This is a genomic window from Streptomyces hawaiiensis (genome assembly GCF_004803895.1).
Lineage (GTDB): Bacteria > Actinomycetota > Actinomycetes > Streptomycetales > Streptomycetaceae > Streptomyces > Streptomyces hawaiiensis.
The window spans coordinates 1,490,383-1,509,211 of sequence record NZ_CP021978.1 but is presented as its reverse complement, the minus strand read 5'-3'; the positions used below and the strand labels follow the sequence as shown (position 1 = coordinate 1,509,211).

The following is an 18,829-nucleotide window of genomic DNA, read 5'->3' as shown; positions in this document are numbered from 1 at the left end:
CACCATGCGCACCACCCGTCTGAGACTCGTCAGCACCGTCGCCGCGCTCCTGGTCGCCGCCGGCATCGGAGCCGGCACTCCCGCCCAAGCGGGTCACCAGCAGCCCACCCTCGCCGACCTCGCCCAGCGGCACGGCCGCTACTTCGGCAGCGCCACCGACAACCCCGAGCTCGTCGACGGGCCGTACAAGGCCCTGCTCGGCAGCGAGTTCGACCAGATCACGCCCGGCAACGGCATGAAGTGGTACGCGACCGAGCCCCAGCAGGGCGTGTTCGACTTCTCCCAGGGCGACGAGATCGTGAACCTCGCCCGGGCCAACCGGCAGAAGGTACGCGGCCACACCCTGGTCTGGCACAGCCAGCTGCCCGGGTGGCTCACGGGCAGGGAGTGGACGGCCCCGGAGCTGAGGGCCGTGCTGAAGAAGCATGTCCAGACGGAGGTACGGCACTACCGGGGCAAGGTGTTCGCCTGGGACGTCGTCAACGAGGCGTTCAACGAGGACGGTACGTACCGCGAGTCGGTCTTCTACAAGACGCTCGGCCCCGGCTACATCGCCGACGCGCTGCGCTGGGCGCACCAGGCCGATCCGCGCGTCAAGCTGTACCTCAACGACTACAACATCGAGGGGATCGGCCCGAAGAGCGACGCGTACTACAAGCTGGCCAAGGAGCTGAAGGCTCAGGGCGTCCCACTGCACGGCATCGGCCTCCAGGCCCATCTCGCCCTGCAGTACGGCTATCCGACCACCCTGGAGGACAACCTCCGCCGCTTCTCCCGGCTCGGTCTCGACACCTCGCTGACCGAGGTCGACATCCGGATGCAGCTGCCCGCGACCGAGGAGAAGCTGGCCCAGCAGGCCGAGTGGTACGGCGACCTGACCGAGGCGTGCCTGGCGGTCCGCCGGTGCGTCGGAATCACCCTGTGGGACTACACCGACAAGTACTCCTGGATCCCGGCGTTCTTCCCGGGCGAGGGCGCGGCCCTGCCGTGGGACGAGGAACTGCGGCGGAAGCCCGCGTACTTCGCGATCCGTGAGGCGCTCCGGGGACGGTAGCGGGGGTGGGTGGCGCCCTGCCGTACAGGGGGCGGTGGGGCGCCATCCGCTGGTGCCGGGCTTCAGGCCGGTGGTGCCGTGCTGGCCCGGACCACCAGGTCGGTGCCCAGCTCCACACGCGGCGAGTCCGGCTGTTCGTCGCGGGTGAGACGGAGCACCGTGCGGACGGCCAGTTTGCCCATGTCGGCCAGGGGCTGGCGGACCGTCGTCAGGGGCGGAGCCGACCAGCGCACTTCCGGAAGGTCGTCGAAACCGACCACGCTCATGTCCTCGGGCACCCGCAGCCCGCGCCGGCGCAGTGCCTCGATCGCGCCGAGTGCCATCTGGTCGCTGGCCGCGAACACGGCGGTCGGCGGCTCGGGCAGGTCGAGCAGGGTGGTGCAGGCGGTGAATCCGGACTCGGGGCGGAAGTCGCCGGGGACGACGAGGGACGCGTCCGGCGTGATGCCGGCGCCCTCCAGGGCCGCGCGGTAGCCGTCCAGCCGGGCCCGGGAGCACAGCAGGCGGGGCGGGCCGGCGATCAGGCCGATCCTGCGGTGGCCGAGGGACAGCAGGTGCTCGGTGGCCGCCAAGCCGCCCGACCAGTTCGCGGCGCCGATCGTGGGGGCGTCCAGGGCGGGGGAGCCCGCCGGGTCGACGACCACCAGGGGCACGCCGAGGATCCGCAGCTCCTCGTGCAGCGTCGGATCCAGGGCGGAGGTCACGAGGATGACGCCGTCGGAGGCGCGGGCCCGCAGGTTGCGCATCCACTCGCGGGCGTCACCGGAACGCCCGTGGATGGCCGACACCACCGTGCCGACCCCGGCGGCGTGCGCGACCTCCTCGACCCCGCGGATGATCTCCACGGCCCAGGGGCTGTCGAGGTCGTTGAAGACGAGGTCGAGCAGGGAGGCGCGGGCGCCCGGGGCCGCGGGACGCTTGCGGTAACCGTGCCGGCGCAGCAGGTCCTCGACCCGGGCCCGGGTCTGCGGCGACACGTCGGACCGGCCGTTGACGACCCGGGACACGGTCGGTACGGACACGCCGGCCTGCCGGGCGATCTCCGTGATCGTGACCTTGCCCTCGGCGTCGGCCCCACGTGCTCCCACTTGCCCCACCTCCGTCGACGGTGACCGCGAAACTTCCAGGAGTCTTCCGGAAAACGGGCATCCGTGGGAAGGCGTCCGGGCCGGGAACGGGACGTCGCGGGGGGTGACGGTGCGTGACGGCCCCCGGACATGCGTCGGGGCCGGTTCGCAGGGTGTCCTGCGGCCGGCCCCTCATGTCAGACCGGCGGGGCGACGCCCCGCCGAGCGGCCTCAGGCGGCCGTCATCACCTGGCCGGCCAGCGGACGGTGCGGGGCGATGGCCCGGCCGTCCGGCAGCAGCTCGCCGGTGTCCTCGAAGAGCACCACGCCGTTGCACAGCAGGCTCCATCCCTGTTCCGGGTGGTGCGCCACGAGGCGGGCGGACTCCCGGTCGGCGGAGTCGGCTGAGGGGCACTGGGTCTGGTGCTGGCACATGGGTGGGATCTTTCGCTGGGTAGAGACGGACGACGAGGCTGAGTCGTCCGAGTTGACTGAGTCGGCTGTCGTGTCTGTTCCGCGGCTAGAAGTGTCGTTCATGGCCGCCCCCCGTTGTGTAAATCGTCGGAACCCAGTGTTGCCCCACGAGCGTCGATCCGCAGGTATTTCGCGGCACCGCTTCTCACAGGTTGATGACGCATCCACCCGCGCGGACGGTTCATCCCAACTGGGGTGTCCCTTCGGGTGGTTCGCAGTGGTCGGATGGGGCTAGTCCGCTCGGGTCGACGGCCATTCCGGCTCGTACGAGCCATTGAGTGCTCGGACGAGCGATCGAGTGAGCGGAAAGGCGATCGTGCGAGCGGCCGGGCGGTAAATGAACGACCCCGCCGCCGGAATTCGGCGACGGGGTCCGCAGAAGCCGCGCGACGCTTCAGGCGGGTGAGCCGAGCAGTCTCGTGGGGGTCACCCGGTGGGTCAGCACCGGGAGGAGTTCGGCGACGCGGTGCGGGCGATGGGCCGCGATGCCGGGGGGTGCGGGCGCCAGCGGGACGAGCAGATCGGTGGCGGCGGGGTGGCCGACGGCACCGTCCGCGGTGCAGTCCTCATGCAGCCAGAGCGTCAGCATGTACAGGCCGGGCACCGACAGCAGCCGGGGCTGGTACGGCTGCGGCATCGTCTCGGCCTGGCGCAGGGCGCGCTCGGTGGAGGTGATGTACGGGCCCTCGAAGAAGTGGGAGAAGGCCCAGCCGTCGGGGGTCAGCATGGTGTCCGCCGCGGCCACGGCGCGGTCGCCGCAGCGGATCAGGAAGCGCCACCCGGCCAGCCGGGTCGCGGACACGCCCTCGGCCGTCACGTGGTCGAGGACGTGCACGGGCAGGGGGAGCTCGGGTGTGGCGGGTCCCTGGATGCCGAGCAGGGAGGGAGTTCGGGCTTCGCGGACCGCGGTGGGAGAGGAGAGCGCAGTGAGGACGGAACGGAGTGCGGGCGCGGGAGCCGGAGGGACATGCAGCGGCATGGTGAGTCGCCTCTCATTCAAAGGCACGGTGGCGCGAGGGCGGGGGCGGACGGCGCTGTCAGCTCACGAGGGTCAGAGAGGCAGGGGCCGGGTCGTGAACGAGAGGGGGGTGGGGTCCGCGTCGCCTGGACGCCAGGACCCATCGACCGTGGGCGCCAACCTTCTGCCTTGTTCGCGGAGTTTATACGACACGGGTTCAGACTGTGTTTCGTCTAGCCGTTTCCGGTGAGTAGAACAAGGGTACATTCGGTCGGCGATACGCGAGAATTATCCCGATTCAAGACGGGGGTGCACGGCGATGACCTCGGCGAATGCCCGCGAACCGGTCGGCCCATTCTCGTCGGCGTTTTTCACGAGTTCCCGGGTCCCGAAACCTGGCCTCTGCGTCATGCCGAGTGAATGTGCCACCGGTCACTTGTGACCAGCGTAGCGGCCGCCGGGTCCGCCCGGGACGTTATCGATCGCTTTCGCTGGGCATCCTCCACGTGACCGGGACCCCGGCGGCCGGATCCCGGCCCGCATCATCCGAGAAGGGACGCCTCGATGGGGGAGAAGGTCGTGGCAGGCCGGTTCGACCTGTCCGATCGCCAGCGCTACCGCGACAAGCTGCGTCAGTGCCTGACGGGCTTGGAGCGACTCCTGGCGGAGCAGCGGTTCGATCGCCCCAAGAACCTCATGGGGCTGGAGATCGAGTTGAATCTCGCGGGCGCCGACGGCATGCCGAAAATGTTGAACGGGCAAGTCCTCGAACGTATCGCGAGCCGCGATTTCCAAACAGAACTCGCCATGTTCAACCTGGAAGTCAACATTCCCCCACACCGTCTGGGGGGCCGGGTATTCGACCGTCTCGCCGAGGAACTCCGCACGTCACTGGCATATGCCGACCGGAAAGCCGGCGAGGTCGACGCGGGTATTGTGATGATCGGTATTCTGCCGACTCTCGACCGTGACGACCTGGTGTCGTCGAACCTCTCCGACGTCGACCGGTACACCCTCCTCAACGACCAGATCGTGGCCGCCCGCGGCGAGGAGTTCACCCTCGACATCAACGGCGTGGAGCACCTGAGCTGCACCTCGAAGTCCATCGCGCCGGAAGCCGCTTGCACCTCCGTGCAACTGCACCTCCAGGTCACCCCGGCCCGCTTCGCCGACGTGTGGAACGCGGCCCAGGCGGTCGCCGCCGCGCAGATCGCCGTCGGCGCCAATTCGCCCTTCCTCTTCGGCCGCGAGCTGTGGCGCGAGTCGCGGCCCCCGCTGTTCCAGCAGTCCACCGATACCCGCCCGCCCGAGCTCCAGGCCCAGGGCGTCCGGCCGCGCACCTGGTTCGGGGAACGCTGGGTCACCTCGGCGTACGACCTCTTCGAGGAGAACCTGCGCTACTACCCGGCCCTGCTGCCGATCTGCGACGACGAGGACCCGCTGAAGGTGCTCGACCAGGGCGGCACGCCGTCGCTCGCCGAACTCGTCCTGCACAACGGCACGATCTACCGCTGGAACCGCCCGGTCTACGGCATCGCCGACGGCGTCCCGCACCTGCGCGTGGAGAACCGCGTCCTGCCGGCCGGGCCCACCGTCATCGACGTGATCGCCAACGCGGCCTTCTTCTACGGCGTCGTCCGGGCTCTCGCCGAGGAGTCCCGGCCGGTGTGGACCCGGCTGCCGTTCGAGGCGGCCGCCGCCAACTTCGACGCCGCGTGCAAGGACGGCATCGACGCCCGCTTCACCTGGCCCCGGCGCGGCCGGTACAGCGGCACCACCCAGGTCGACGCGGTGAGCCTGATCCGCGACGAACTGCTGCCGCTCGCCGAGGCCGGGCTGGACGCCTGGGGTGTCGAGCCGGCCGACCGGGACCTGTACCTGGGCGTGATCGAGGAACGGTGCCGGCGCCGGGTGAACGGGGCGAGCTGGCAGGCCGCCACCTTCCACAAGGCACTGGACGCGGGCCTGTCCCGGGATGCCGCGCTGGCCGCCACGACCCGGCGTTACCGCGAGCTGATGCACCGGGGCGCCCCGGTGCACAGCTGGCCGGTGGGTCTGCCGGAGCCGGTGTCGCTGGGCTGACGCCCGCCGCCGGGGTGACATCCCGCTGCCGCCATACTGATCCGACAGATCGGTGAAGTGGAGGCGGGTGTGCAGGCGGAGGCGAGCCCGGTGGGCGATTCCATTCCCCAGCAGGGACTCTCACGGCGGATGCTCATCAACGAGACGCTGCTGGTCCTCGCGCTGTCGCTGGGCGCGAGCGGAGTGTCCGCGCTGATCAGCTTCATCGGGTCGGTCACCAAGCCGGGCGGGCTCAAGGACCAGGCGACCACGATGAACGCCTCGGCCGCGCCCGGCCGGCCCTGGCTCGACCTCGCCTGGCAGCTCTTCGGGATCACCACGGCGCTCGTACCCGTCGCGCTCGTCGCGCACTTCCTGCTGCGCGAGAACGCGCGTCTGCGTTCGATCGGCTTCGACCGCACCCGCCCGTGGCCCGACCTCGGGCGCGGAGCGGCGATCGCGGCCGTCATCGGCAGCACGGGCATCGCCTTCTACCTCGCGGCCCGCGGTCTCGGTTTCAACCTCACCGTGGTGCCCGAGGCGCTGCCGGGGGTGTGGTGGAAGTACCCGGTGCTGATCCTCTCGGCGATCCAGAACGCCGTGCTCGAAGAAGTGATCGTCGTCGGCTATCTGCTGCGCCGCATGGGGCAGCTGGGCTGGACGCCGACGGCCGCGCTGGCCGGCAGTGCCGTGCTGCGCGGCTCGTACCACCTCTACCAGGGCATCGGCGGCTTCATCGGGAACATGGTCATGGGCGTCGTCTTCGTCTACCTCTACCGCCGGTGGGGGCGCGTCGGCCCGCTTGTGGTGGCCCACTCGCTGCTCGACATCGGGGCGTTCGTCGGGTACGCGCTGCTGGCGGGCAAGGTGGGCTGGCTGCCAACGGCGTGAAGCAGTCGGCGAAGGGGCGTACGACACCGTCGTACGCCCCTTCGCTCGTCTCAGGCCAGCAGCTCGCCCTCGATGACGGTGACCGCCCTGCCGGTCAGCAGGGTGCGGTCGCCGCGCAGCTCCGTGCGGACGCGGCCGGAGCGGGCTGAGGCCTGGAGTCCGGTGAGGCGGGGGCGGCCGAGGCGCTCGGACCAGAACGGGGCGAGTGCGGTGTGGGCGCTGCCGGTCACCGGGTCCTCGTCGATGCCGGCGTTCGGGAAGAAGCAGCGCGAGACGAAGTCGTAGCCACGGGCGGGGTCCTCGGCGCGGGCGGTGGCGATGACGCCGCGCTCGGAGTGGGCGGCGAGGGCCTTCAGGTCGGGGGCGAGGGCGTGCACCGTCTTCTCGTCGGCGACCTCGACGAGCAGGTCACCCACGTTCGGGCCGGTGTCGAGGACCGTGAGCGGCTCGGTGCCCAGGGCTTCGGCCAGGCCGCCGGGCGGGTCGACCCGGGTGAGCGGGGCCGTCGGGAAGTCCAGCGTGACGGAGCCGTCCGCGGCGGGCGTGGCGACGAGGACGCCGCTGCGGGTGGCGAACCGCACCGGGCCCTCGTGGGCGCCGGTCGTGTGCAGGACGTGGGCGGTGGCGAGGGTCGCGTGGCCGCACATCGCGACCTCCGTGGCCGGAGTGAACCAGCGCAGCGCCCAGTCGGCCTCGGCGCCCTCGGGGAGCGGGTGGGCGAAGGCCGTCTCGGCGTGGTTGACCTCCAGGGCGACGTGTCGCAGCCAGGTGTCGTCCGGGAAGGCGTCCGCGCCGGTCAGGAGCAGGACCCCGGCCGGGTTGCCGGAGAAGGGGCGATCGGTGAAGGCGTCGACGATTCGAATCCGCATGCCCCGACGCTATGGCTCCCATGAAGCCGCGGGCCAAGGCCAATGCGCGAGTGCCGGCCCGGTTCTGGCGGGCGGGCCACGCCGGCCGGGCCTTGTCGAACAAGGTTTACCGATATATCGTTGAAGCATCGCGACAGATCAACGATGGAATGGAAGTGGTTGGTAATGCGTACCCACGGATTCGAGCGTGGACATGGACACGGCGGCCCGCATCACGGTCGGGGTGGCTTCGAAGGGATGCGCGCGGCCTTCGGTCCCTTCGGGCCGGGCGGCCCGGGTGGCCCCGGCGGACCGGGCTTCGGTCCCGGCTCGTGGGGTGGGCGAGGTCGCGGGGGGCCGAGGGGGAGGGCGCGGCGCGGTGACGTACGCGCCTCGATCCTGGCCCTGCTGAAGGACCGGCCGATGCACGGCTACGAGATGATCCAGGAGATCGCCGAGCGCAGCGGCGGAGCGTGGAAGCCCAGCCCCGGCTCGGTGTACCCCACCCTTCAGCTGCTGGAGGACGAGGGGCTGATCATCAGTGAGTCCGAGGGCGGCAAGAAGCTGTTCTCGCTCACCGAGGCGGGCCGCGAGGCTGCCGGGGAAGGGCCCGAGGCGCCCTGGGAGGAGGCCTCCCGCGGGGTCGACTGGGAGGCGCTCGGCGAGATCCGCCAGGCCGGCTTCGGTCTGATGGAGGCCTTCGGCCAGGTCTGGAAGACGGGCAGCAAGGAGCAGCGGGAGAAGGCGCTCGGCGTCGTCAACGATGCCCGCAAGAAGCTGTATCTGATCCTCGCCGACGAGGACTGAGCCCCCGTGGACGAGGGCTGAACCCCCGTAGGAGAAGAAGCGCCCCCGGAGTGGTCCGGGGGCGCTTCGGCGTGCCGGGTGTCAGGTCACCAGCCCGTCCAGCCTGCGCAGCGACTCGTGCAGGGCCGCCGTGGCCGAGTCCTTGAGCTTGCCCGCCATCAGGGACACCGTCGCGCCCGTGAACTCGCCGTCGATGCGGACGGTCGTGGCGTCGCCGCCAGGTGTGAGGGTGTAGCGCGTCGCGACGGTCACCGCCATCGGGCCTTTGCCGCGGATGGCGAGCACACGCGCCGGTTCCAGTTCCTCCACGGTCCACGCCACCTCGGCCGGGAAGTTCATGAGCCGCATGTTCTCCTGGAACGTCGCGCCCACCTCGAGGGGTTCCGGGCCGCCTGCCGGGAAGCTCGTGTGGGTCACGTTCCACTCGCCGTACGCGGACCAGTCCGTGAGCCTCGCCCACACCTTCTCGGCCGGCGCCCCGATCTGTGCCTCCGCGCTGACTTCGGCCATGCGACCACCTCTTCGTGTCGGGCTGGGTGTCGCGGAACGTAGTGGTGACGGCCGCAATGTTCAAGACTGACGAACTGTCAGCAGGTTGGTGTCTCCCGCCGAATCTGCCAGATCTCCTCCGCAAGGAGGAGATTCCGGCCGGTGGAGTCCACTTCCCGTGGGACGCGAAGATGCTTCCCGCCGGGGATGACCCGGGCCCGCGGGGCTGATGAGGTAGGGGATGTGCACTCCCCTTTCCCCCGGCAGTCGGCCCATGAGCACGGCATTCAGCGCGTGGACAACGATGCCAGGCTCAGTGACGAGCTGGCGTCGGTGGTCGGCGGTGCCCGGCGCCGGGCCGTCCGGGACGGGGACCGGCAGATCGACACCGCCCATCTGCTCCACTCGCTGCTGGAGTCCGACCCCGAGGCGCGTGCCGTCTTCGGTGACGGGCCGCAGATCGCGCGGCTGCTCGGCTATCTCGTCCAGCGCAGCATCGGCTACGGCCTGCGCTGGCAGAGCGGTGTCGAGGACTCCGGCGCGGTCCCCGTGGTGACGGAGACGGCGGGCTTCTCCCCGCTCGCCGCCGCGTGCATGGAGTACGCCTGCGAACGCGCCGCCGAGCGTGGCGGACCGGCCCGTGGCATCGACCTGCTCGCGGCGATCGTCGTCGACCCGCAGGCACGCGCGGTCGAGGTGCTCGAACGGGCCGGCATCGACCCGCGCGAGGTGCTCGCCCGGCCTGGCGACCGGTCCGGCATCACCGAGGAGTGCGGCGAAGCCGGTCGCTGAGCCGCGCGGCGCGGGGTCGTTCGCTGAGTCGCAGGGCGCGGGGCTGTACGCCCCGTCCATGGTGTGAGACAGGTGCCATAGGGGATGACGCTCCTGTCATGGCCTGCCATCATGTGCCGGTGCGTACCTCTGACAGCAGCGCGAGCGGGCGCGGCAGGGGTGTGGGGCTCGGCCTCGCGCTCCTGTCCGCGGTGGCCTTCGGCGGATCCGGTGTCGCGGCCAAGCCACTGATCGAGGCGGGCCTGGACCCGCTGCACGTGGTGTGGCTGCGGGTGGCCGGGGCGGCCCTGGTCATGCTGCCGCTCGCCGTGCGGCACCGCGCCCTGCTGCGCCGGCGCCCCGGGCTGCTCGCCGGGTTCGGACTGCTCGCCGTCGCCGGTGTCCAGGCCTGCTACTTCGCCGCGCTCTCCCGAATCCCCGTCGGGGTGGCGCTGCTCATCGAGTACCTTGCGCCCGCGCTGGTGCTGGGCTGGGTGCGGTTCGTGCAGAAGCGGCCCGTGACGCGTGCCGCAGCGGTCGGTGTCGTGCTCGCGGTCGGCGGACTCGCCTGTGTCGTCGAGGTCTGGTCGGGGCTCGGCTTCGACGCCCTCGGACTGCTGCTGGCGCTGGGCGCGGCCTGCTGTCAGGTCGGCTACTTCGTCCTGTCCGACCAGGGCAGCGACGCCGGGGACGAGGCGCCCGATCCGCTCGGTGTCATCGCCTACGGGCTGCTCGTCGGCGCGGCCGTGCTGACCGTCGTCGCCCGGCCCTGGACCATGGACTGGTCGGTGCTCCAGGGCACCGCGAGCATGGACGGCAGGCCCGTCGCCGCCGTCGTCCTGCTGGCCTGGATCGTCCTCGTCGCCACGGTCGTCGCCTATGTCACCGGTGTGGTCTCCGTGCGCCGGCTCTCCCCGCAGGTCGCGGGAGTCGTGGCCTGCCTCGAAGCGGTCATCGCCACCGTCCTGGCCTGGGTCCTGCTCGGCGAGCACCTCTCGGCGCCGCAGATCGCCGGTGGGGCGATCGTGCTGGTGGGCGCGTTCATCGCGCAGTCCTCGACGCCCTCGAAGGGTTCCGAGCGGCCGGTCGCGAGCGGCGGCCCCGAAAGGGAGTTGTCCAGGCGCGGGACCAGCGCATAAGGTGTCGATCATGCCTTCGAACGCACTCGTTCTTCCGCCTCCGGCCGCCTGAGGCGGGCCCTCCGGAGAAACCGCGCCCGGCGACTCGCCGCCGCGCACAACGGTGCTGCCCGCAGACGAAGTCCATGGACCCCCGATCCGACCGACCCGGGGTCCTTCCCGAACTTCCGCGCACCGGCCGCCGCTCGTCATGAGCGAGCCTCGTGCGCGTCTGCGGAGAGAACGCGTGTCGAACACTGCCTCCGGCCTGCCCATCGGGCGAGGCCTCCTCTATCTGATCGTCGCCGGTGTCGCCTGGGGCACCGCGGGCGCGGCCGCCTCCTTGGTCTACCGGGCCAGTGACATGGGGCCCGTCGCCCTCTCCTTCTGGCGCTGCGCCGCAGGTCTCGTACTGCTGCTCGCGGTCCGCCTGCTGCGGCCGGGCGCCAAGGCCCCCGTGCGTGAACCGCTCGGCCGCCGCGCGCTGCGGGCCGGGATCACCGGGCTCGGGCTCGCCGTCTTCCAGACCGCGTACTTCGCGGCCGTCTCCGCCACCGGCCTCGCCGTGGCCACCGTCGTCACCCTGGGCGCCGGGCCCGTCCTCATCGCGCTCGGCGCCCGGCTGACCCTGGCCGAGCGGCTCGGCCGGGGCGGCGCCGTCGCCGTCGTGGGTGCCCTCGCCGGGCTCGCGGTTCTCGTCCTCGGCGGCGGGGGCACGACCGTACGCCCCGTGGGTGTGCTGCTCGCTCTGCTGTCCGCGGCCGGGTACTGCGTGATGACGCTGCTCACCCGCCGGTGGGGCCGCGACGGCGAGGCCGACGCCTCCCGGACCGCCGGGGCCTTCGCCGTCACGAGCCTGTGCCTGCTGCCGTTCGCCCTGGCGGAGGGACTGCTGCCGCACACCGCGGAGCCCGGCCGGCTCCTGCTCCTGCTGGTCTACGTCGCAGCCGTCCCCACCGCGCTCGCCTACGGCCTGTACTTCGCGGGCGCGGCCGTCGTGCGGTCCGCCACCGTCTCGGTGATCATGCTGCTGGAACCGGTGAGCGCTGCGGTGCTCGCCGTCGTCCTGCTCGGCGAGCACCTCACGGCGGCGACGCTGGCCGGGACCCTGCTGATGCTCGGCTCGGTGGCGGGCCTCGCGGTGGAGGAGGCGCGAGGTGCCCGGACGCGCGAGGAGCCGGTGATGGCCGTGTGAGGCGGGCCTCGCGGCCTACACCTGCCGCCTGTGCAGGAGATGATCGCGGGCCCTCGAGTCGCCCGGACCGCCGCGGGCCGTGAGGCCCGCGGCGATCCGGTCCCGGACCTCGGCGGGTTTGTGGTTCGCGTACTTGAATTTCGCTCGTACGTCCGTCACTTCGAGGCGCAGTCCGCGGATGCCGGCGAGCATCCTGCCGTACGGGGCCTCGCCCGCCGCTGCCCGTGCGGAGCCGCCCCGCGGCTGGAAGTGGTCGACCTGGCGGTTGAGCAGCGCGGCCTTCTCCGCCGGGTCGTCCACGACATGGGCGCGGCAGCGGAGCTGGACGGCCGTGTAGAAGCTCGTCGGGGTGCCGTGCTCCGCCGGGACGTCCGGGGCGGCCTGCCAGGGGCCGGGTACGAACACGTAGTCGTCGACCACGCTCAGCAGGACGTCCGCAGAGGCCTCCAGCGCGTGCCAGAGGGGGTTCGGACGGGCGAGGTGGGTGACGACCTCGCCGCGTGCGGCGTCGTAGGCGAAGTGCAGGGGCTGGACGTGGGGCGGTTCGCCCGGCAGGCCGTTGACTGCGAGCTGGCCGAAGTCGTGACCGGCCAGCCACCCTTGCCACTCGGTGTCGTCGCGGGGCGCGTCCCAGGGGTGGATCAGCATCACAGGGTTTCGAGGTAGGCGGGCAGTTCGGTGCCGGGGGCGAGGCCCGGGTCGGGGATCGGCGTGCCGTAGGTGCGCCCCACCGGGACGACGCCGGCCCAGTGGGGGAGGGCGAGGTCCTCCGGTTCGTCGTTCACGCCGCCGGTGCGCAGCTTCGCGGAGACCTCGTCCAGATCCAGGCGGATCACCGCGGTGGCGGCCAGCTCCTTCTTGTTGGCGGGCCGTGAGTCGGCGGAGCGGCCGGGCACGACGTGGTCGACCAGCGCGTCCAGCGCCTGCCGCTTCTCCTCGGGGTCCGTCACGTCGTGGGCGACGCCGTGCACCACCACGGAGCGGTAGTTGATCGAGTGGTGGAAGGCCGAGCGGGCCAGGACCAGTCCGTCGACGTGCGTGACCGTCACGCAGACCGCAAGGCCCGGGTCGGCCTGTCCGGCCGCCCGCAGCGGACGCGAGCCCGTGGAGCCGTGCACGTACAGCCGCTCGCCGACCCGGGCGTAGAGCGTGGGCAGGACGACCGGCGCCCCGTCGCGGACGAAGCCGAGATGGCAGACGTACGCCTCGTCGAGTATCGCGTGCACCATGTCCCTGTCGTACGAGGCCCGGTCCGGGGAGCGGGTGGGGACGGTGCGGTCGGTCGGGGTGTAGCCGGTGTCGGGCTGCGACGGCGTCTGCGCGGTCCCCTGCATGGCGCTCTCCATTGCACTAGTGCATAATCAACTTTGTGCTAGGAGAGTATCGGATCAGTGGGCGTCGCGCAGCGGACATTTCCGCGAGCATCGAGCGCGCGGTGGGCGCAGGTGAGCTGCGGCCGGGTCAACTGCTGCCTCCTATGCGGGAGTTGGCGGAGCGGCTGGGGGTGAACCCCAACACGGTCGCTGCCGCGTACCGGACCCTGCGCGAGCGTGGGGTCATCGAGACCGCGGGCCGGCGCGGTAGCCGGGTGCGGCCCGCACCGGCGACGACCGGACGGGACCACATCAGGGTGGACGTCCCCGAGGGCGTGCGGGACGTCGCGCAGGGCAATCCGGACCCGGCGCTGCTGCCGCCGCTCGCGGGCGCGTTCGCGGCGGCGGCCGCCGAGGGCGACCGGGCGCCCGTGCTCTATGGGGACACCGCAGTGGAACCGGAGCTGGCCCGGATCGCGCGGGCCGGCCTCGACGCCGACGGGGTGCCGGACGGGCCGTTCGCCGTGGTCTCCGGGGCCCTCGACGGAGTCGAACGGGTGTTGGCGGCCCACCTCAAGCCCGGCGACACCGTCGCCGTCGAGGATCCTGGCTGGGGTCGCACGCTCGATCTCGTGCCCGCGCTCGGACTGCGGATCGTCCCCGTCGGCGTCGACGACGAGGGCCCCTGCGCGCAGGACGTGCGGCGGGCGCTGGAGGCCGGGGCACGGGCCCTGATCGTCACGGACCGGGCGCAGAACCCGACCGGCGCCGCGGTGAGCGCTCCTCGGGCGCGTGCCCTGCGCGCCGTGCTCCGGGAGCACCCGGAGGTCCTGCTGATCGAGGACGACCACGGCCACGGCATCGTCGACGTGCCGCTGCACCCGCTGGCCGGAGTCACTCGCCACTGGGCGTTCGTTCGCTCGGCCGCCAAGGCCTACGGGCCCGATCTGCGTCTCGCCCTGCTCACCGGGGACGCCGTCACCGTCGACCGGGTCCGCGGGCGGCACCGGCTCGGACCGGGCTGGGTCAGCCGGCTGATGCAGCGGGCCCTGGTGCGGCTGTGGGCCGACGGCGCGGTGGACACGGCCGAGGTGGCGGCGTCGTACGGGCGGCGGCGGGACGCGCTGATCGGCGCGCTGGAACGGCGCGGTGTCGCGGCGTACGGACGCAGCGGCATGAACGTGTGGGTGCCCGTGCCGGACGAGACCGGTGCCGTCGCCCGGCTGCTGCACGCCGGCTGGGCGGTGGCCCCCGGGGCCCGCTTCCGGCTGAACGCGCCGCCCGGCATCCGGGTCACCGTCTCGACGCTCGCCGGGGCCGAGATCGAGACGCTGGCCGACGCGATCGCCTCAGCCGCCGGGCCCGCCCCCGCGCGCAGCTACGACTGAGACCGGCTCGGGTTCTCGTGCCGGCGCCGGGTTGTGGCTGAGGCGCGGCGTGGGTTCTCGGGGTCTGGGTGGGCTGTGGCTGGGGCGTGGCCTCGGTGCGGGAGCCTTGCGTGGGGGTGTGACTGGGCGCCGGCGGTTTGGGTTCTCGGGCCGGCGCTGGGCTATGCCCTGAGGCGCGGTGTTGGTCCTCGGGCTCTGGGTGGGTTTGGCTGAGGCAGGGCCTCGGTGCGGGAGTCTTGCGCGGGGGTGGGACTGGGAGTCGGTTTGGTTCTCCTGCCCGTGCCGGGCTACGGCTGTGGCGCGGCGTTGGCTCTTGGGTCCTGCGCCGGCTGCGGCCTTGGCCTTGGGCTCTGTACCGGCTGCGGTTGTGGCGCGGCGTTGGCTCTTGGGTCCTGCGCCGGCTGCGGTTGTGGCGCGGCTTGGCCTTCGGGCTCTGCGCCGGCTGCGGCTGAGGCGCGGCCCTGGCCCTCGGGCCCTGCGCCGGCTGCGGCTGAGGCGTGGCACGGAGTTGCGGCTGGGACACGGTCTCCGTGCCGGAAGCACGTGCGGAGCTACGGCTGAGGCGCCGGCCGGGGCTTCGGCCGCATCTGTGTGAGTGCTGCCCCCGTCAGCACGATCACCGCACCGACCGGTGTCGACCAGGTGAGCGTCTCGCCGAGGAGGGCGACGCCCGCGGCCGTGGCGATGACCGGGGTGAAGTACGTGACCATCTGGGCGGTCGTCGGGCCGACCTCGGCGACCAGGCCGTACTGGAGAAGGACCGCGAGACCCGTGCCCAGCGCGCCCAGGGCGGCGATCGCCAGTAGCGGCACGACGGAGACGCGGGTGGGCAGGGTGGTGAACAGCGGGGTGACGACGGCCAGCTGGACCGTCGCGAGCAGCAGCTGGGCGCCGGTCATCGACAGGTGCGAGTGGCCGGTGCCGGCCAGGGTGCGGCGGACGTAGATCCAGCCGATCGGGTAGCTGAGGGAGGCGAGCAGGGCCAGTGCCGTCCCGGTGGCGTCCAGGCCGTGGAAGCCCTGCCAGGCGCCCAGCACCGTGAGCACGCCGAGGAAGCCCAGCCCGAGTCCCGCGACCCGCACCCGGGTCGGCCGGTCCTCCGACAGTGCGACCAGCGACAGCGCCATGCCCCACAGCGGCGACGTCGCGTTGCAGATGCCCGCCAGCGCGGACGGAATGGTCAGCTCGGCGTAGGCGAACAGCGAGAAGGGCAGGGCGTTCAGCAGGAACGCGGCGACCGCCAGATGCCCCCAGACGCGGGCCCCGCGCGGCAGCCGCTCGCGGCGCACCGCCATCGCGGCGGCCAGCACCGCCGTGCCGAACACCAGTCGGCCGAGCGTCACCTGGAACGGCGCGTACCCCCCGGTGCCCACCTTGATGAGGAGGAAGCTGAAGCCCCAGATCAGGGACAGGGCGGCGAACCGGAGGCGCCAGTCGAGGCGGCGGCGGGGCGGCGCGGACGGGGCGGTGGCGGCCTGCCCGGGCGAGGTGGTGACGGTGCTCATGCCAACCACGATGCGGCACCGGAACCTCGTAGCACAATCGAGATTTCGCACCCGGTACTGCGTAGCATTGCTTACATGTTGAACCTGGAGCGTCTGCGCACCCTCGACGCCCTCGCCCGGCACGGCTCGGTGAGCGGCGCGGCCGAGGGGCTGCACATCACCACGTCCGCCGTCTCGCAGCAGCTGTCCAAGCTGGAACGGGAGGTCGGCCAGCAGCTCCTCGCCAAGAACGGCCGGGGAGTGCGGCTCACCGATGCGGGGCGGCTGCTCGCCGAGCACGCCGCGCGCATCCTGTCCCAGGTCGAACTCGCCCAGTCCGACCTGGAGGCGCAGCGCGGGCAGGTCGTCGGCGAGCTCAGACTCGCGGCGTTCCCGACAGCCGCACGCGGCCTGTTCCCCCACGCGGTGACCGCGCTGCGCGAGCGGCATCCCGCGCTCCGGCTGCACTCCTGCGAGCTCGAACCGGAGCAGAGCATCCCCGGAGTCGTGCGCGGGGACCTCGACCTCGCCGTGGTGCTCGACTGGTACAACAAGCCGATGGCGCTGCCCGACGGGCTGGTCAAGGCATCGATCCTGGAGGACCCGGCCGAGGTCGCCATGCCGGTGGACCACCGGCTCGCGGAGCGCGCGGAGGTGGATCTCGCCGAGTTCGCCGGCGACGAGTGGATCACCTGGGGCGAGGGCGAGTTCTGCCACGAGTGGCTGATGTTCACGCTGCGCTCCAAGGGCGTCGAGCCGATCATCGGCCACCGTGCCGCCGAGAACCACACGCAGCTCGCGCTGGTCGCCGCGGGCCTCGGGGTGTGCGTCGCCCCGGTGCTGGGCCGTCGTCCCGTGCCCGCCAGGGTCGTGACCGTCCCCCTCAGACAGCGGGTCCGGCGGCACGTCTACGTCGTCTGGCGCGCGGACGCGGACCGCCGCCCGTCGATCCGGGCGGCGGTGCAGGCCCTGCGGGCGGCGGGGGAGAGCGTCGGCTGAACGTTCCGGGGAGAGCTACTGCCCCGCCAGTTTGCGGAAGTCCCAGGAGACGATCTTCTCTGGCGTCAGACGGACCCAGGCGTGCCTCCCGTCGTGCGGCATCTCCTCCAGGCCGAAGTTCTTCCGCGCGAACAGCGTCTCCGGGACGTCCAGTTCGGCGCGCAGCTCGCCCGTGCGCGGGATCTCGCCCACGAACTCGACCGTGCCGGACAGCTCGGCGCCGCGCAGCTCGTCGTACTCCTCGCCGGTGTCGACCACGATCGCCACTCGCTGGTCGCGCCGCAGCTGGGTCCACCGCTTGCTGCGCACGACCGAGTACAGCCACATCGAGGCGCCGTCCCAGGCGAACCAGAGCGTGCTCACGTGCGGTGCGCCGTCGGCCGACACCGTGGCGACCCGGCACGTGCGCTGGCCGGCCAGGAAGTCGTCCAGCTCGCCCGGCGTCATCATGATCTTCCGGCCTCTGCGCTGCTGCGTGACGGTCATGCGCCCCCTCTTTCTCCCACGTCGTGTCAGAGGAGATCCTCTGACATCACGTCAGAAAAGGATGAGTGCTCTTCCGTCCGTGCGCAACGGTGGCTACGCTCGCCCGCCCAGCCGCCGGCGACAGGGGGAGACGTGCCCTCGTACCAAGCGCTCAAGGAACTCCTCGATCCGGACACCACCGTGCTGCTCACCGTCGAGTGCCAGGAGGGCGTCGTCGGGACGGACAGCGCACTGCCCGAACTCGCCGGCCAGGCGCGCGCCGGCGGGGCGCTCGCCAACATCGCCCGGCTGGTGGACGCCGCCCACGCCGTCGGTGTCCAGGTCGTCCACGCCGTCGCCGAGCGCCGCCCCGACGGCCGCGGCGCCAGCCGCAACGCCCGCCTCTTCCGGGCCGCCGAGCGCCTGCCCGTCCAGCAGTTGACCGGCACACCGGCGGTGCGGGTGGCCGCCCCGATCGAGGTCGCCGAGGAGGACCTCGTCGTACGGCGGCTGCACGGGCTGTCGCCCCTGCAGGGCACCGACGTCGACCCGCTGCTGCGCAACCTCGGCTGCCGCACGCTGATCGTCACCGGGGTCTCGGCCAACGTGGCCGTACCCAACGCCGTGTTCGACGCCGTGAACCGCGGCTACACCGTCGTCGTCCCGGCGGACGCCATCGCGGGAGTGCCCGCCGACTACACCCCCGCGATGATCCGCCACACCCTCGCGCTGGTCGCCACGGTCGCGACCACGAACGAGGTGCTGGCGTGCCTGGAGCGTCAGCGTGGGATCAGGCCAGCGTGATGGAGTCGCCGTTCACCGTCACCTGCTTCGCCTCCAGCGGCTTGACCGCGGGGCCCTTCTTCACGCTGCCGTCGAGGACGGAGAACTGACTGCCGTGGCAGGTGCAGGAGATGATGTCGTCCTTGAGGTCCACCATCGGACAGTTCTGGTGGGTGCAGATCGTCGAGAAGCACTTGAAGTCGCCCGCGGCCGGCTGGGAGACGACGACCTTCTCGTCCTTGAAGATCTTGCCGCTGCCCTCGGGGATGTCGGCGGTCTTCGCGAGCGCCGCACCACCGGCTCCCGCTCCGGCGGACGAGCCGCCCCCTTCGTTCGTCGCGCCGCCGCCGGCGGCGCCCTGTTCGGTGGACGGGTCGGACGCGTTGTCCTCCGACCCGCACGCCGTCAGCGCCACGGTGAGCCCCGCCGCGCCGACCGCCGCCACGACGGTGCGGCGGCTCGGTCCCGACATCGGCTGAACTGATTCGCTGGTCATGCTGACGTTCCTTCCGGGGATGTTCGTGATCTGCCGAGAGGTACGGCCCCTGGGGACCGGCTGTTCAGACAATGTCGAAATCCTGACTCGTTCGCGGAAGGACGCGGGTAAAGCGGAGCTGTCGGTTCGCTGTCAGGTTCCGGCCCGCCGCCGCGAGGCCGTCGCCGC

The 18,829-nt window shown here is 72.1% G+C and carries 20 protein-coding genes; 10 read left to right on the top strand and 10 right to left on the bottom strand.

Annotation, left to right across the window (positions count from 1 at the left end):
* Window positions 1-4: 4 nt before the first annotated feature.
* Complete coding sequence (locus CEB94_RS06995; RefSeq protein ID WP_175431335.1) at window positions 5-1,054, top strand: endo-1,4-beta-xylanase; 1,050 nt, start codon at window positions 5-7, stop codon at window positions 1,052-1,054.
* A gap of 62 nt (window positions 1,055-1,116) precedes the next feature.
* On the opposite strand, the gene CEB94_RS06990 is transcribed toward CEB94_RS06995, so the two are convergent.
* From CEB94_RS06990 to CEB94_RS06980, 3 genes are all read right to left on the bottom strand, one after another.
* Window positions 1,117-2,142 (bottom strand): LacI family DNA-binding transcriptional regulator, encoded by a 1,026-nt coding sequence (locus tag CEB94_RS06990; protein ID WP_246111748.1) that lies wholly within the window; start codon window positions 2,140-2,142, stop codon window positions 1,117-1,119.
* 210 nt (window positions 2,143-2,352) lie between these two features.
* A complete protein-coding gene (locus tag CEB94_RS06985) occupies window positions 2,353-2,556 on the bottom strand; it encodes a DUF5999 family protein (RefSeq protein ID WP_030835828.1) in 204 nt (67 codons plus the stop codon).
* A 433-nt stretch (window positions 2,557-2,989) separates the two neighbouring features.
* Window positions 2,990-3,574 (bottom strand): hypothetical protein, encoded by a 585-nt coding sequence (locus tag CEB94_RS06980; RefSeq protein WP_175431333.1) that lies wholly within the window; start codon window positions 3,572-3,574, stop codon window positions 2,990-2,992.
* A 543-nt stretch (window positions 3,575-4,117) separates the two neighbouring features.
* On the opposite strand from CEB94_RS06980, the gene CEB94_RS06975 reads away from it, so the two are divergent.
* Window positions 4,118-5,635 (top strand): glutamate-cysteine ligase family protein, encoded by a 1,518-nt coding sequence (locus CEB94_RS06975; protein WP_175431332.1) that lies wholly within the window; start codon window positions 4,118-4,120, stop codon window positions 5,633-5,635.
* A gap of 69 nt (window positions 5,636-5,704) precedes the next feature.
* Window positions 5,705-6,505, top strand: a complete 801-nt coding sequence (locus CEB94_RS06970) for a CPBP family intramembrane glutamic endopeptidase (protein ID WP_175431331.1) — start codon at window positions 5,705-5,707, stop codon at window positions 6,503-6,505.
* 50 nt (window positions 6,506-6,555) lie between these two features.
* Here CEB94_RS06970 and CEB94_RS06965 read toward each other — a convergent pair whose 3' ends face one another.
* The gene (locus CEB94_RS06965; protein WP_175431330.1) at window positions 6,556-7,374 is read right to left on the bottom strand and encodes a PhzF family phenazine biosynthesis protein; all 819 of its coding nucleotides are present in this window, start codon (window positions 7,372-7,374) and stop codon (window positions 6,556-6,558) included.
* Between the two features lie 165 nt (window positions 7,375-7,539).
* Between CEB94_RS06965 and CEB94_RS06960 the strand changes: the two genes are divergently transcribed.
* The gene (locus CEB94_RS06960) at window positions 7,540-8,160 is read left to right on the top strand and encodes a PadR family transcriptional regulator (RefSeq protein WP_175431329.1); all 621 of its coding nucleotides are present in this window, start codon (window positions 7,540-7,542) and stop codon (window positions 8,158-8,160) included.
* An 81-nt stretch (window positions 8,161-8,241) separates the two neighbouring features.
* Here CEB94_RS06960 and CEB94_RS06955 read toward each other — a convergent pair whose 3' ends face one another.
* On the bottom strand, window positions 8,242-8,670 hold the full coding sequence (locus CEB94_RS06955) for a type II toxin-antitoxin system Rv0910 family toxin (protein ID WP_175431328.1): 429 nt from the start codon (window positions 8,668-8,670) through the stop codon (window positions 8,242-8,244).
* A gap of 222 nt (window positions 8,671-8,892) precedes the next feature.
* On the opposite strand from CEB94_RS06955, the gene CEB94_RS06950 reads away from it, so the two are divergent.
* The 3 genes from CEB94_RS06950 (at window position 8,893) to CEB94_RS06940 (ending at window position 11,733) form a co-directional block, all read left to right on the top strand.
* Entirely contained in the window at window positions 8,893-9,441 is a 549-nt protein-coding gene (locus CEB94_RS06950; RefSeq protein WP_425472434.1) for a Clp protease N-terminal domain-containing protein, read from the top strand.
* Window positions 9,442-9,554: 113 nt separating this feature from the next.
* Window positions 9,555-10,559 carry an EamA family transporter gene (locus CEB94_RS06945; RefSeq protein ID WP_175436921.1) on the top strand — a complete coding sequence of 335 codons (1,005 nt, stop codon included), beginning with the start codon at window positions 9,555-9,557 and terminating at the stop codon, window positions 10,557-10,559.
* A 226-nt stretch (window positions 10,560-10,785) separates the two neighbouring features.
* Complete coding sequence (locus tag CEB94_RS06940; protein ID WP_175431326.1) at window positions 10,786-11,733, top strand: DMT family transporter; 948 nt, start codon at window positions 10,786-10,788, stop codon at window positions 11,731-11,733.
* 15 nt (window positions 11,734-11,748) lie between these two features.
* On the opposite strand, the gene CEB94_RS06935 is transcribed toward CEB94_RS06940, so the two are convergent.
* Together CEB94_RS06935 and CEB94_RS06930 are read right to left on the bottom strand one after the other, a co-directional pair.
* Window positions 11,749-12,381, bottom strand: coding sequence for an FMN-binding negative transcriptional regulator (locus tag CEB94_RS06935; RefSeq protein ID WP_175431325.1), 633 nt, complete (start codon window positions 12,379-12,381; stop codon window positions 11,749-11,751).
* Window positions 12,381-13,067 carry a pyridoxamine 5'-phosphate oxidase family protein gene (locus CEB94_RS06930; RefSeq protein ID WP_175431324.1) on the bottom strand — a complete coding sequence of 229 codons (687 nt, stop codon included), beginning with the start codon at window positions 13,065-13,067 and terminating at the stop codon, window positions 12,381-12,383. Before CEB94_RS06930 ends, CEB94_RS06935 begins: the two co-directional genes overlap by 1 nt.
* 35 nt (window positions 13,068-13,102) lie before the next feature.
* Here CEB94_RS06930 and CEB94_RS06925 point away from each other — a divergent pair, with 35 nt between their 5' ends.
* Window positions 13,103-14,434 carry an aminotransferase class I/II-fold pyridoxal phosphate-dependent enzyme gene (locus tag CEB94_RS06925; protein WP_175431323.1) on the top strand — a complete coding sequence of 444 codons (1,332 nt, stop codon included), beginning with the start codon at window positions 13,103-13,105 and terminating at the stop codon, window positions 14,432-14,434.
* A gap of 551 nt (window positions 14,435-14,985) precedes the next feature.
* Here CEB94_RS06925 and CEB94_RS06920 read toward each other — a convergent pair.
* A complete protein-coding gene (locus CEB94_RS06920; RefSeq protein WP_175431322.1) occupies window positions 14,986-15,939 on the bottom strand; it encodes a DMT family transporter in 954 nt (317 codons plus the stop codon).
* Between the two features lie 75 nt (window positions 15,940-16,014).
* Here CEB94_RS06920 and CEB94_RS06915 point away from each other — a divergent pair, with 75 nt between their 5' ends.
* Window positions 16,015-16,917 carry a LysR family transcriptional regulator gene (locus CEB94_RS06915; protein WP_175431321.1) on the top strand — a complete coding sequence of 301 codons (903 nt, stop codon included), beginning with the start codon at window positions 16,015-16,017 and terminating at the stop codon, window positions 16,915-16,917.
* 15 nt (window positions 16,918-16,932) lie between these two features.
* Here CEB94_RS06915 and CEB94_RS06910 read toward each other — a convergent pair whose 3' ends face one another.
* A complete protein-coding gene (locus CEB94_RS06910; RefSeq protein ID WP_175431320.1) occupies window positions 16,933-17,403 on the bottom strand; it encodes a pyridoxamine 5'-phosphate oxidase family protein in 471 nt (156 codons plus the stop codon).
* A gap of 132 nt (window positions 17,404-17,535) precedes the next feature.
* Between CEB94_RS06910 and CEB94_RS06905 the strand changes: the two genes are divergently transcribed.
* Complete coding sequence (locus tag CEB94_RS06905) at window positions 17,536-18,186, top strand: cysteine hydrolase family protein (protein ID WP_175431319.1); 651 nt, start codon at window positions 17,536-17,538, stop codon at window positions 18,184-18,186.
* On the opposite strand, the gene CEB94_RS06900 is transcribed toward CEB94_RS06905, so the two are convergent.
* Complete coding sequence (locus CEB94_RS06900) at window positions 18,173-18,661, bottom strand: Rieske (2Fe-2S) protein (protein WP_175431318.1); 489 nt, start codon at window positions 18,659-18,661, stop codon at window positions 18,173-18,175. The genes CEB94_RS06905 and CEB94_RS06900 overlap by 14 nt on opposite strands.
* Window positions 18,662-18,829 lie beyond the last annotated feature (168 nt).

Bases quoted from the DNA above. Each gene is read 5' to 3' on its own strand.
- CEB94_RS06995 (WP_175431335.1), top strand. From the start codon at position 5: ATGCGCACCACCCGTCTGAGACTCGTCAGCACCGTCGCCGCGCTCCTG.
- CEB94_RS06985 (WP_030835828.1), bottom strand. From the start codon at position 2,556: ATGTGCCAGCACCAGACCCAGTGCCCCTCAGCCGACTCCGCCGACCGG.
- CEB94_RS06980 (WP_175431333.1), bottom strand. From the start codon at position 3,574: ATGCCGCTGCATGTCCCTCCGGCTCCCGCGCCCGCACTCCGTTCCGTC.
- CEB94_RS06975 (WP_175431332.1), top strand. From the start codon at position 4,118: ATGGGGGAGAAGGTCGTGGCAGGCCGGTTCGACCTGTCCGATCGCCAG.
- CEB94_RS06965 (WP_175431330.1), bottom strand. From the start codon at position 7,374: ATGCGGATTCGAATCGTCGACGCCTTCACCGATCGCCCCTTCTCCGGC.
- CEB94_RS06960 (WP_175431329.1), top strand. From the start codon at position 7,540: ATGCGTACCCACGGATTCGAGCGTGGACATGGACACGGCGGCCCGCAT.
- CEB94_RS06955 (WP_175431328.1), bottom strand. From the start codon at position 8,670: ATGGCCGAAGTCAGCGCGGAGGCACAGATCGGGGCGCCGGCCGAGAAG.
- CEB94_RS06935 (WP_175431325.1), bottom strand. From the start codon at position 12,381: ATGCTGATCCACCCCTGGGACGCGCCCCGCGACGACACCGAGTGGCAA.
- CEB94_RS06930 (WP_175431324.1), bottom strand. From the start codon at position 13,067: ATGCAGGGGACCGCGCAGACGCCGTCGCAGCCCGACACCGGCTACACC.
- CEB94_RS06920 (WP_175431322.1), bottom strand. From the start codon at position 15,939: ATGAGCACCGTCACCACCTCGCCCGGGCAGGCCGCCACCGCCCCGTCC.
- CEB94_RS06915 (WP_175431321.1), top strand. From the start codon at position 16,015: ATGTTGAACCTGGAGCGTCTGCGCACCCTCGACGCCCTCGCCCGGCAC.
- CEB94_RS06910 (WP_175431320.1), bottom strand. From the start codon at position 17,403: ATGACCGTCACGCAGCAGCGCAGAGGCCGGAAGATCATGATGACGCCG.
- CEB94_RS06900 (WP_175431318.1), bottom strand. From the start codon at position 18,661: ATGACCAGCGAATCAGTTCAGCCGATGTCGGGACCGAGCCGCCGCACC.